The following is an 11,284-nucleotide window of genomic DNA, read 5'->3' as shown; positions in this document are numbered from 1 at the left end:
TCTTGTTGCCGGAACTATGATCGATTGGAAAAAATCGCGCAATATTATGAGTAAACGTCATACGTCTATGACGACGGCATGACACGCCAGGCGAGCATCAGCGGACCATTCGGCGCACCAATACCATAGCCAAAACAAAGGAATACAGACCGTGGACGGACCGATCCGCCCAGCGGCTCACAGGTCGTGGACGGCGGCGACCTGACGCTTCAGGCAATCGATCATCGCCTGGGCCGCGAGCGACAGCGGAACGCCGGCCGCCGTTGCAACGCCGAAATCCTGGGTGAGGTGCGGCGAGAATCGCCGGATCTCGATCGGCATGTGGCGGTTAAGGTTGGCAAAGAAGCTGCTGATGATGGCGACCCCGAGACCATAGGCGGCGTAGGCGCAGGCAGAGCTGTTGCTGTGGGTCTCGATCTTGACCTTCTGCGGCACGCCCGCCTTGCGGAAGATCTCGTCGAGCATGACGCGCGTCGGCCGGCGCCGGCCGATCAGGATCAGCGGCACGCCGCGCAATTCCTTGGGCGTAATGGTTTCGAGCGCAGAGAGCGGATGTCCCTTCTCCATCACGCAGACGCTGACGCCTGTTGCGACCGGCTGCATTTCGATGCCGGCGCTGAGTTGCCCCTCGTAGCGTAGGAAACCGAAATCGATGATGCGTTGTTCGACAAGACGAGTGATGGCGACCGTCGTATCGAAGAAAGTCTCAATGCGCACGCCCGGAAAGTCCTTGGCGTAGTCGGCCAGCATCGCCGGAGCGAAGGTCTCGGACATGCTGTTCGGCAGGCCGATGCGCACGACTTCGGGGCCGACGGCGCCGCTGCGCAGATCCTGCGCCAGATTTGTGAAGCGGTCGATGCCCAACAGAATGTGCTCGGCATCCTCGGCGAGTTTCATCGCCTCCGGCGTCGGGATCAGCCGGCCCTTGTCGCGGGCAAAGAGCGTCAGCGACAGGTCTTCCTCGAGCTGCTGCAACAACCGGCTGACACCGGACTGGCTGAGGCCCATGGTCTTGGCGGCAGCTATTGTCGATCCGGTCGCAAGTAGCGTGCGCAGCACTTCCAATTGTCGAAAATTCACGCCGCCCCCGGTTCGTTCGAACATCCGCCAGCTCCCGTGTTTACGGGAAGGCGATCCGGCAAGAAAGGGGTGCGACACCGAGCGTAGCGAAATCGATTACCGAGCGGCTCGCTATTGGTGAGGAGCGCGCGAACGCGCTCCTCAGGGATTCACCGATCAGGCGTTGGCCCGCACCGGATGGTTGAAGCGCTCGGCAAAGACCTCGATCGAGCCACTACCGAAGCTGCGCAGCTGTCGCCGCGTCAGAACAGCCATCACGCGTGCCGCCGTCGAGACCGTCATCGCGTCGAGCGGACCTTCACCGCTCCAAGGCTTGTTCAGCCGGTCGGTGACGATGCCGATGAGGTTTGCCGGCATGATGTCGGTACAAGGTTTCATCCAGTCGAAGACTTCGCTGATCGGAAGCAGCTTACCTTCGAACGCAACGAACGGCTCGGGCATGTTTGCGCCCCAGTCGTCATATGCCTCCAGAGCATCGCGAAACAGGTTCTGCAGCGTGATGGAGGCGTGCCCTTCATGTAGAGCAGGCAGGAAATTCGTCATTTGTGTCTCCTTCAGTGGTTAAGGCCGGGAAACGCGAATGGCCAATTCTGTCAGCATGTGTTTGTGTTCGTGCCGGGTGGCCGATACTCTGTGGCCACGCGACTGGTTAAACTGCAGGCGATGACGCAATGCGCAAATCGGGTGATAGTTCCCAGAGCCGCAGTCAATTTTGGCGGGAAATCGGCACGCATACACGTCGCGCGCCGCGGCCAAGGATTTCCCCCGCGGCCTCCCCCCGACTCGATATTAACGATCCCGCCCCAAAGGTAAACACCGGGCCGCCATCGCGGCAGAAACGAAAATCTCAAATCGATAATTTCTATAGAATATACTATCTTACCCGGCTCTGCCAGATAATTCACTGATATGCACCTCAATCGACAGGGAGCAGTCACATGGGAACGATCTCGCGGCTTTCCGAGAAAACACGAGCCCCGGCGCACCGGATCGAGAGCGAGGAGGAAGCGCTGTCGATCGCCCGCGAACTGGCGGAGGAATTTGCAAAGAGCGCCAATGAGCGGGATACGGATCGCATCCTGCCCTTCGACGAACTCGACGCGCTGGCCCAATCCGGCCTGCTCGCGATCACCGTGCCGCCGGAATATGACGGCATCGACGTCTCCAACGCGGTTCTGGCGGAGATCACCGCCATCCTCTCGGAAGCAGACAGCTCGATCGGCCAGATCCCGCAGAACCACTTCTACATTCTGGAAGCGCTGCGCACCGATGGCACCGAAGAGCAGAAGGCGTTCTTCTTCGGCCGTGCGCTTGCCGGCGACCGTTTCGGCAACGCCCTTTCCGAGCGCGGCACGAAGACTGTCGGCGACTACGCGACGCGGTTGACGTCCGATGGTCCCGGTTTCCGGCTGAACGGGCGCAAGTATTATTCGACCGGCGTGCTGTTTGCCGAATGGATCGTGGTCTTCGCCCTCGATCCAAACGACAAGCTGACCATGTCCTTCTTGCCGCGCGGCGCCGACGGATTGCAGATCATCGACGACTGGGACGGCTTCGGCCAGCGGACGACCGGCAGCGGCACGACTGTGCTGCAAAATGTCTATGTCACCGCCGATGCGGTGGTGCGCCATCACCGCGGCTTCGAGCGCCCGACCACGATAGGCTCCGTCGGCCAGATCATCCATGCCGGCATCGACCTCGGCATCGCTCGGGCGGCATTTGCCGAAACCCTCAATTTCGTACGTGATCATGCGCGGCCCTGGATGGACAGCGGCGTCGAGCGCGCTGCCGATGATCCCCTGACCATCGCCCGCATCGGCCAGCTCGCCATCCGCCTGGAAGCGGCGACCGCCACCGTCGAACGCGCCGGCAAAAAGGTCGATGTCGCCCAGATCAACGGCACCGAGGAAAGCGTCGTCGAGGCAACGCTTGCCGTTGCCGCGGCGAAGGTGCTGACAACCGAGATCGCCCTGGAAACGAGCAACACGCTCTTCGAACTCGCCGGAACCGCTTCGACGAAGATCGGCCTCAACCTCGACCGGCACTGGCGCAACGCCCGCACCCACACGCTGCACGACCCGGTGCGCTGGAAGCATCACGTCGTCGGCAACTACCACCTGAACGGCGTCAAGCCGCCGAAGAACGGCGCGCTTTGATCCCATTGACCGCGCACAAGCGGCCTGAGGCGTGACCAACGCTTCGGGCAACGCCCAACCTTGCCCGAAGGAGAACTCCATGAGTCGCGAAATCCGGCTGAATGCCTTTGACATGAATTGCGTCGGCCATCAGTCGCCGGGGCTCTGGACCCATCCGCGCGACCAGTCCTGGCGCTACAAGGATCTCGACTATTGGGTGCATCTGGCAAAGACGCTCGAGCGCGGAAAGTTCGATGGCCTGTTCATCGCCGACGTGCTCGGCGTCTACGATGTGCTGAACGGCAATGCAGACGCGGCACTTCGGCATTCAGCCCAGGTTCCGGTCAACGACCCCTTACAACTGGTGCCGACGATGGCCTATGAAACGGAACATCTCGGTTTCGGCCTGACGGCATCGCTTTCCTTCGAGCATCCCTACACCTTCGCCCGCCGCATCTCGACACTCGACCACCTGACCAAAGGGCGGATCGGCTGGAACATCGTGACTTCCTATCTGAACAGTGGCGCCCTCAATGTCGGCCAGGCGCAGCAGACGCGCCACGACGACCGGTATGATCTCGCAGAAGAATATCTCGAGGTCTGCTACAAGCTCTGGGAAGGCAGCTGGGAGGACGGTGCCGTCGTCCGCGACCGGGCAACCGGCATCTTCACGCATCCGGACAAGGTGCACCCGATCAACCACCTCGGCCGTCATTTCACGGTTCCCGGCATCCACCTGAGCGAGCCGTCGCCGCAGCGTACGCCTGTGCTCTACCAGGCTGGCTCTTCGAGCCGAGGCAAAGACTTCGCCGGCCAACACGCCGAGTGCATCTTCGTCGCCGCGCCCTCAAAGACCGTATTGAAGCGCTATGTCGCCAATGTGCGGGAAGCGGCAGAGCGCGCCGGCCGCAACCCGCGCGAAATCCTCGCCTTCAATCTGCAGACGGTGATCCTCGGCGAAACCGATGCCGAGGCGAAGAAGAAGTTCGACGAATACCGCAAGCACGTCTCCCACGAGGGCGCATTGGCGCTGATCTCCGGCTGGACGGGCATCGACTTCGGCCAGTTTGCTCCGGACGAGCCGCTGCGCCACCGCTACACCAATGCGGTGCAATCGGCCGTCGAGACCTTCACGACCATCGATCCGGACCGGATCTGGACCGTACGCGAGATAGCCGACTGGGTGGGCATCGGCGGCTTCGGACCGGTCTTCGTCGGCTCGCCCTCGACGGTCGCCGACCTCATGCAGGAATGGGTCGAGGAGACCGATGTCGACGGCTTCAACCTCGCCTATGCCGTCACGCCCGAGACCTTCGAAGACGCCGTCGACCTGTTGGTGCCGGAACTGCAGAAGCGCGGCGTCTACAGGACCGATTATCGCGAGGGCACGCTCAGGGAAAAGCTGTTCGGCGTCGGGCCAAGGCTCGTAGCGCCCCATCCGGGCGCCGGCTATCGGGATCTCGGCGGACAACGGCAGACGATCGCAGCTTCCGCTTAAGGCGGGCCATCCAAGAAACGCCGCCGGGACCTGGTCCAGGCGGCGTTTTTCTTTCAGGCCGAGGCAATCGCGCCTGCGGGGCAGGGCTCAGCTATAAAGGCTTACCGGCGGGATCCGGCCGTTAAGCGCGAAATCGCCGACCTCGCGCGCCTTGTAGGCGACCGGATCGTGCAGCGTGTGAGTGCGGACATTGCGCCAGTAGCGGTCGAAGCGATAGTGCCCTGCCGTGGCGCGGGCGCCCATCAGCTCGAAGACCTTCGTCGTCACGTCGAGCGAGACATGGGTCGAGTGCACCTTGGCCGCATAGGCCTCGATCGCCGCCTCGCCGCGCGCCTCGGCCGTCACCGAGCTTCCTTGCGACAGTGCCGCCTCGACGGTTGCCGCCGCCGTATCGGCCAAGGCGACCGACGCCTTCAGGCTTGCCTGCAACTCGCCGATCCGTTCGAGGATGTAGGGATCATCGCCGGCGCGCTCGACGCCAGATGTGATCCAGGGGCGCGTCGTGCTGCTGACGTAGTCGAGGGCCGATGCAAGCGCACCTTCCGCCGTGCCGAGGTAGAAATTGACGAAGACGAGCTGGATCAGCGGCGTGTTGAACGTCGCCTGCACCGCAGGCGGATCGGAGGGGTCGGCAAGCGGCAGGATGAAATCACGCTCGTAGACCGGGAAATCACGGAACTCGACGCTGCCGCTGTCCGACAGGCGCTGACCGATATTGTCCCAGTCATCGTTGGTAATGTAACCCGGCCGGTCCGTCGGCACGACGAAATTGGCGATCTTGCCGCCGATCGCAGCGTTGACGTTGATGCGGTCGGAGACATGCGCACCGGTCGAAAACGTCTTGCGGCCGTTCAGCACATAGTGGCCACCACGCCGTTCCAACGTCAGGCCCGGATCGCGCGGGTTGACCGCGGCACCCCAATAGAGCTGCCGCTCGACGGTCTCCGCTCCAAGCACCCAGGCCTGTTTGGGATCGGCAGCGGCCCAGTAGACATATTGGCTGTTGACGTAGTGATAGCCAAGCAATTGGCCGATCGAGCTTTCGCCGCGCGCGATGATGCGCACGAGCCGAAGCCCGTCGACCCAGCTCAAGCCCGCACCGCCAACCTCCGGCGAATGCAGTGCGGTCAGAAGACCGGCCTGGCGGAGTGCCTCGATCTCTTCCCGCGGCGGCGCTCCGACGCGGTCGAGTTCGGCGCCACGGCGGGCAAGATCCCTAGACAGCGTCTCGGCACGGGCAAACAGCTCCCGCCGTTTTTGATCATGTTCGCTGTTGTCGGCCGCCACCGGCTCTTTGAGGAAATGTACGTTGCTCATCCGCCTCTCCATGGTTGAGGCGAAATAATGCACATATTATATAGACAATGACAGGAATCCAGTTCCACGGCGACACGGCCGTTGGAAATGTCCTACTCGCTTCCGCGCCGCCTCAGCCCGCCTCGGCATCGCGCAACGCCACGATCTCGGAGGCGTTGTCATTGGCGGCGAACTGCTCCAGCGTCATATTGTCGAGGATCGAGGCGATCGCGTCGCGGACATTGCTCATCGACTTGCGCACATGACAGTTGACCGGATCGGCGCAGTCGTTGCAGGCCTCGAAGGCGGTGCGGCTGGCACAGCGGATCGGCGCCAAGGGACCATCCAACGTCCGGATGACCTGGCCGATGCGGATGTCGGAGGCTGGTCGAGACAGAGAATAGCCGCCGCCCGGGCCCTTCTTCGAGCGCAGGATGCCGGCATTGCGCAGTTCGAGAAGGATCGCATCCAGGAACTTCTTCGGAATATTGTTCCGCGTGGCGATCTCGGTGATGAAGGCGGTCTCTCCTGGCTCCAGTTGAGCCAGGTCGACAAGGGCCTTGAGCCCGTATTTTCCTTTTTTGGTCAACATGTCACTTCGCTTTCGTGAACAAGAAGGCCGCCACAAATCCGCGCCTCGGGCAATTGCCGGAGGCAACGGGTTGTGACGGCCGCACTCTTTCGCTTAGGATGTCCTACACCCAAACCGCACCATTCTCAAGAAATTACGTAAGTTACTGCATAGATTTAGTGCGCTTTCTTGGCGCTTTCATGGCAGAAATGGCGATTTCTCATGAATAGGCCTTCGATGGAGAGAGGTTCGGTCCGCGGCGCCAGCACCTGCGCACACGAACAGTGGCGCCGCTTGCAGGACACCTGACACCAGAGATGCGGTAGCGGGTGATCAAACCGTGAGATGTCGTCGGGCCTCGGCCGTATCCAACGTCTCCGGCAGCCCCTCGTGCACCACGGCGCCGCGGTCCATGATGTAGACGTGGTCGGCGAGTTCCCGGCAAAAGTCGAGATATTGCTCGACCAGCAGGATCGCCATGCCGGTCGAGTCCCGAAGATAGCGGATCGCCCGGCCGATGTCCTTGATGATCGAAGGCTGGATGCCTTCGGTCGGCTCGTCGAGCACCAGTATCTTCGGCCGTGTCACCAGCGCCCGGCCGATCGCCAGTTGCTGCTGCTGCCCGCCGGAGAGGTCGCCTCCGCGGCGCCCGAGCATCGAGCGAAGAACCGGGAAGAGATTGAAGACATCCTCCGGTATCGAGCGATCGCCCCGCTTCAACGGGGCGTAGCCGGTTTCGAGATTTTCCTTCACCGTTAGCAGCGGAAAAATCTCACGGCCCTGCGGCACATAGCCGATGCCTTCCTTGGCGCGGCGGTAGGGCGCCATACCCGCGAGTGCCACCCCGTTGAAGCCGATCGCTCCGGCGCTCACCGGATGCTGACCGGTGACCGCCCGAAGCAGGCTCGACTTGCCGACACCGTTGCGGCCAAGCACACAAGTGATCCTGCCCACCTCGGCGGTGATCGACACATTGCGCAGCGCCTGCGCGGCACCGTAGTGAAGATTGACGTTTTCGACGCTCAGCATGGCGCGCCCTCCTATGAGGTTTGCTGATTGGGACATCACCGACCAAGATAGTTCTCGATTACCTTCGGATCATTGCTGACGAAGTCGATCGAACCTTCCGCAAGCACTGCACCTTCGGCAAGACAGGTGACCTTGACGCCGAGTTCGCGGATGAAGCCCATGTCGTGCTCGACGACCACAACGGATCGGGTCTTTGCGATCTCCTTGAGCAGAACCGCGGTCTCGGCCGTTTCCGCATCGGTCATGCCGGCGACGGGCTCGTCGACGAGCAGCAGTTCCGGCTCCTGGGCAAGCAGCATGCCGATCTCCAGCCACTGCTTCTGGCCGTGCGAGAGGTTGGCGGCGAGATCGTCGCGACGCGCAGAAAGCCGGACGGTCGCAAGGATTTCCTCGATCCGGGCCTTGTCCGCGGCCGTCAGCTGATAGAACAGCGTCGCGAAGACGCCTCGTCTTCGGTTCAAGGCGAGTTCAATATTGTCCCACACCGTATGGCTCTCGAAGACCGTTGGCTTCTGGAACTTGCGGCCGATGCCGAGCGAGGCGATCTCGGCCTCGTCCTTCTTCGTCAGGTCGATCCCGCCCTTGAAGAAGACCTGCCCCTCGTCGGGTCGGGTCTTGCCGGTGATGATGTCCATCATCGTCGTCTTGCCGGCCCCGTTTGGGCCGATGATCGCCCGCAGTTCGCCGGGTTCGATGACGAAGGAGAGCGCGTTGAGCGCCTTGAAGCCGTCGAAGGAGACGGAGACGCCATCGAGATAGAGAAGGCTGGTCGGTTTGGTCTGGCCGATGGTCTGGTTCATGTCGTCTACTCCGCCGCCATGGGTTCAACCGCCAGATTGTCCGGCGTTTCGTCCGCCCGCGCCCTACGCTCAGCGCGCCGGCGGGCGAAATAGGCTCCGGCCGTTCCGACGACGCCCTTCGGCAGGAACAACGTCACCAGCACGAACAGTCCGCCGAGCGCAAACAGCCAGAACTCCGGGAAGGCTGCCGTGAAGATGCTCTTCCCCCCGTTGACGAGAATGGCTCCGACGATCGGCCCGATCAGCGTGCCGCGCCCGCCAACCGCCGTCCAGATCACCACCTCGATCGAATTGCCTGGCTCGAACTCGCCGGGATTGATGATGCCGACCTGTGGCACGTAGAGCGCGCCGGCGATGCCTGCCATCATTGCCGAGACGGTGAAGGCGAAGAGCTTGATGTGCTCCACCCGATAACCGAGGAAGCGGGTCCTGCTCTCCGCATCGCGCACCGCCACGAGCACCTTGCCGTATTTGGAACGCACGATCGCCGAGGTGAGAATGAGGCAGAGCGCCAGCGTCAGCGCCGAGGCAGCAAAGAGTGCCGCACGCGTAGCGTCGGCCTGGATACTGAAGCCGAGAATGTCCTTGAAATCGGTGAGGCCGTTGTTGCCGCCGAAGCCCATGTCGTTGCGGAAGAAGGCGAGCAGCAGCGCATAGGTCATCGCCTGGGTGATGATCGACAGATAGACGCCGTTGACGCGCGAGCGGAATGCGAACCAGCCGAAGACGAAGGCAAGCAGCCCCGGAACCAGCACCACCATCAGTGCGGCGAACCAGAACATGTCGGAGCCGTACCAGAACCAAGGCAGCTCCTTCCAGTTGAGGAACACCATGAAATCCGGCAGCAGCGGGTTGCCATAGGACCCGCGCGCGCCGATCTGGCGCATGAGATACATGCCCATGGCATAGCCTCCGAGCGCGAAAAAAGCAGCATGCCCAAGCGAAAGAATGCCGCAGAAGCCCCAGACAAGATCGAGCGCCAGCGCCAGCAGCGCATAGGTGAGATACTTGCCGAACAGCGAGACCAGATAGGTCGGCACGTGCAGCGGATGATCGGGTGCGGTCAGAAGGTTAAGCGCCGGAACGAGGATGGCGAGGCCAGCAAGGATCGCCACGACCGCGAGGATGCTGCGATCCATCGATTTCATGAGAAACGAGGTGATCATGCTTCGACAGCCCTTCCCTTGAGTGCGAAGAGCCCACGCGGTTTCTTCTGGATGAACAGGATGATCAGCACGAGCACGAGGATCTTGCCGAGCACGGCGCCGGCATAGGGCTCGAGGAACTTGTTGAGGATGCCGAGCGAGAAGGCGCCGACGAGCGTGCCCCAGAGATTGCCGACGCCACCGAAGACGACGACCATGAAGCTGTCGATGATGTAGCCCTGGCCGAGATTGGGCGAGACATTGTCGATCTGGGAGAGCGCCACGCCCGCCATGCCGGCGATGCCGGACCCGAGCGCGAAGGTCAGTGCGTCGACCCAGGGTGTGCGGATGCCCATGGAGGAAGCCATGCGGCGGTTCTGGGTCACGGCCCGCATCCGCAGGCCCATCGATGTCCGTTTCAACAGGAAGAGCAGAGCGGCAAAGACGGCCAGCGCAAAGACGATGATCCACAGGCGGTTCCAGGTGATCGTCAGCCCGCCGAGATCGAAGGCACCGGCCATCCAGGAGGGGTTGCCGACTTCGCGGTTGGTCGGCCCGAAGATCGAGCGCACCGCCTGTTGCAGGATCAGCGATATGCCCCAGGTGGCAAGCAGGGTTTCCAGCGGGCGGCCATAGAGGAAACGAATGACGCCGCGCTCGATCGCAAGACCGACAGCCCCGGTGACGAGGAAGGCGAGTGGCAGGGCAATCGCCAGCGACCAGTCGAAGAGTTCAGGATAGGAATTGCGCACGACCTCCTGCACCATGAAGGTCGTGTAGGCGCCGAGCATGACCATCTCGCCATGGGCCATATTGATGATGCCCATGACGCCGAAGGTGATGGCGAGCCCAATCGCCGCCAGCAGCAGAACGGAGCCGAGCGACAGGCCGTACCAGACATTCTGGCCGGCGCTCCAAAGCGCCTGGGTCTGTTCGATGCGGGCGATCGCCGCCTCGATGTCGGGTTTGAGGGAAGCATCGGCGCTTGCGAGCGCGGATGTCAGAACGGCAAGCCCGTTGCGCCCATTGCCCTCGGCGAGGAGCGTTATCGCCTGGCGCTTTTCATTGTCGCCTCGCTCCGACAGGAGGAGCGTCACGGCTCTCGCCTCGTCGAGAACCCCGCGAACAGTTGCATCCTTTTCCGCCGCAATCGCGGTCTCGATCGCCTCGAGCGCATCGGCGTTCGGCGTCTGCAGCATGGACTGCGCCGCCTTCAGCCGCGCGCTCGGGTCTTCGCTGAAAAGGGTCAAGCCGCCGAGCGCGCTGCGCACGGCGCGGCGCACCGCATTGTTGACCTTCACCTTCTGCATCGCCGCCTTCGGCGCTTGCCCAGCTTCCATTCCCGTCAAGGGATCGACGAGCAGCAGGTCCGCGCCTTGCGCCTTGACGAGGAAGACCTTGCCGTCGGACTTGCGCTGGTAGAGTTCCCCCTCGCCCAGTGCCTCCAAAACGGGAATGACTTTGGCGTCACCGGTCTTGGCGAGCGCCGAGATCCGCTCGTCCATGTCCGAAAGTTTCGCGGCGCCGAGCTGGTCGACCAGCGCGCCAAGGTCATCCGCCGCACGCAGACCGATCACGTGGGTCGATATCAACAGGCACAGCGCAACAAACAGGATCTGCAGAATTCGGTACATTACCCTCTCGCTCGGGTCTTGCCGTGTCGCGTGGGCGACGGGCGTTTCGGTCGAGGTTTTCACGTTAGGATCCCTCCGCCCGGCCGCATCATCGGA

Annotated in this window: 10 protein-coding genes; 2 read left to right on the top strand and 8 right to left on the bottom strand. The window is 62.4% G+C overall.

Annotated features, from left to right (window positions below; genetic code table 11):
- Positions 1-177 precede the first annotated feature (177 nt).
- Both V7S54_RS09025 and V7S54_RS09020 read right to left on the bottom strand, forming a co-directional pair.
- Complete coding sequence (locus tag V7S54_RS09025) at positions 178-1,080, bottom strand: LysR family transcriptional regulator (RefSeq protein WP_065373447.1); 903 nt, start codon at positions 1,078-1,080, stop codon at positions 178-180.
- A gap of 156 nt (positions 1,081-1,236) precedes the next feature.
- The gene (locus V7S54_RS09020; RefSeq protein ID WP_065373221.1) at positions 1,237-1,623 is read right to left on the bottom strand and encodes a hypothetical protein; all 387 of its coding nucleotides are present in this window, start codon (positions 1,621-1,623) and stop codon (positions 1,237-1,239) included.
- 395 nt (positions 1,624-2,018) lie between these two features.
- Here V7S54_RS09020 and V7S54_RS09015 point away from each other — a divergent pair, with 395 nt between their 5' ends.
- Positions 2,019-3,236, top strand: coding sequence for an SfnB family sulfur acquisition oxidoreductase (locus V7S54_RS09015; protein WP_065373222.1), 1,218 nt, complete (start codon positions 2,019-2,021; stop codon positions 3,234-3,236).
- Positions 3,237-3,315: 79 nt separating this feature from the next.
- Positions 3,316-4,713, top strand: coding sequence for an LLM class flavin-dependent oxidoreductase (locus V7S54_RS09010; protein ID WP_065373223.1), 1,398 nt, complete (start codon positions 3,316-3,318; stop codon positions 4,711-4,713).
- Positions 4,714-4,800: 87 nt separating this feature from the next.
- Here the strand turns inward: V7S54_RS09010 and V7S54_RS09005 are convergent, their stop codons facing one another.
- The 6 genes from V7S54_RS09005 to urtB all read right to left on the bottom strand — a co-directional run bounded on the left by V7S54_RS09005 (position 4,801) and on the right by urtB (position 11,188).
- Positions 4,801-6,030 (bottom strand): acyl-CoA dehydrogenase family protein, encoded by a 1,230-nt coding sequence (locus V7S54_RS09005; RefSeq protein ID WP_083203519.1) that lies wholly within the window; start codon positions 6,028-6,030, stop codon positions 4,801-4,803.
- Between the two features lie 112 nt (positions 6,031-6,142).
- The gene (locus tag V7S54_RS09000) at positions 6,143-6,601 is read right to left on the bottom strand and encodes an RrF2 family transcriptional regulator (protein ID WP_336408292.1); all 459 of its coding nucleotides are present in this window, start codon (positions 6,599-6,601) and stop codon (positions 6,143-6,145) included.
- A 312-nt stretch (positions 6,602-6,913) separates the two neighbouring features.
- Positions 6,914-7,609, bottom strand: coding sequence for an urea ABC transporter ATP-binding subunit UrtE (gene urtE / locus V7S54_RS08995; RefSeq protein ID WP_336408291.1), 696 nt, complete (start codon positions 7,607-7,609; stop codon positions 6,914-6,916).
- Between the two features lie 35 nt (positions 7,610-7,644).
- Positions 7,645-8,409 carry an urea ABC transporter ATP-binding protein UrtD gene (gene urtD / locus V7S54_RS08990; protein WP_065373225.1) on the bottom strand — a complete coding sequence of 255 codons (765 nt, stop codon included), beginning with the start codon at positions 8,407-8,409 and terminating at the stop codon, positions 7,645-7,647.
- Positions 8,410-8,414: 5 nt separating this feature from the next.
- Entirely contained in the window at positions 8,415-9,575 is a 1,161-nt protein-coding gene (gene urtC, locus V7S54_RS08985) for an urea ABC transporter permease subunit UrtC (protein ID WP_065373226.1), read from the bottom strand.
- Complete coding sequence (urtB, locus tag V7S54_RS08980) at positions 9,572-11,188, bottom strand: urea ABC transporter permease subunit UrtB (RefSeq protein WP_336408290.1); 1,617 nt, start codon at positions 11,186-11,188, stop codon at positions 9,572-9,574. The genes urtC and urtB overlap by 4 nt, the downstream gene beginning before the upstream one ends.
- Positions 11,189-11,284: the final 96 nt, after the last annotated feature.

The sequence above is a fragment of the Ensifer sp. CCNWLY38 genome, from assembly GCF_037120565.1.
Taxonomy (GTDB): Bacteria; Pseudomonadota; Alphaproteobacteria; order Rhizobiales; family Rhizobiaceae; genus Ensifer; species Ensifer adhaerens_H.
This window is presented reverse-complemented; position numbering and strand designations above follow the sequence as displayed.

What these genes read in the sequence shown, in the direction of transcription:
- urtD (WP_065373225.1), bottom strand. Translation starts at nt 8,409, where the DNA reads ATGAACCAGACCATCGGCCAGACCAAACCGACCAGCCTTCTCTATCTC.
- urtE (WP_336408291.1), bottom strand. Translation starts at nt 7,609, where the DNA reads ATGCTGAGCGTCGAAAACGTCAATCTTCACTACGGTGCCGCGCAGGCG.
- V7S54_RS09005 (WP_083203519.1), bottom strand. Translation starts at nt 6,030, where the DNA reads ATGAGCAACGTACATTTCCTCAAAGAGCCGGTGGCGGCCGACAACAGC.
- urtB (WP_336408290.1), bottom strand. Translation starts at nt 11,188, where the DNA reads ATGTACCGAATTCTGCAGATCCTGTTTGTTGCGCTGTGCCTGTTGATA.
- V7S54_RS09000 (WP_336408292.1), bottom strand. Translation starts at nt 6,601, where the DNA reads ATGTTGACCAAAAAAGGAAAATACGGGCTCAAGGCCCTTGTCGACCTG.
- V7S54_RS09015 (WP_065373222.1), top strand. Translation starts at nt 2,019, where the DNA reads ATGGGAACGATCTCGCGGCTTTCCGAGAAAACACGAGCCCCGGCGCAC.
- V7S54_RS09020 (WP_065373221.1), bottom strand. Translation starts at nt 1,623, where the DNA reads ATGACGAATTTCCTGCCTGCTCTACATGAAGGGCACGCCTCCATCACG.
- V7S54_RS09010 (WP_065373223.1), top strand. Translation starts at nt 3,316, where the DNA reads ATGAGTCGCGAAATCCGGCTGAATGCCTTTGACATGAATTGCGTCGGC.
- urtC (WP_065373226.1), bottom strand. Translation starts at nt 9,575, where the DNA reads ATGATCACCTCGTTTCTCATGAAATCGATGGATCGCAGCATCCTCGCG.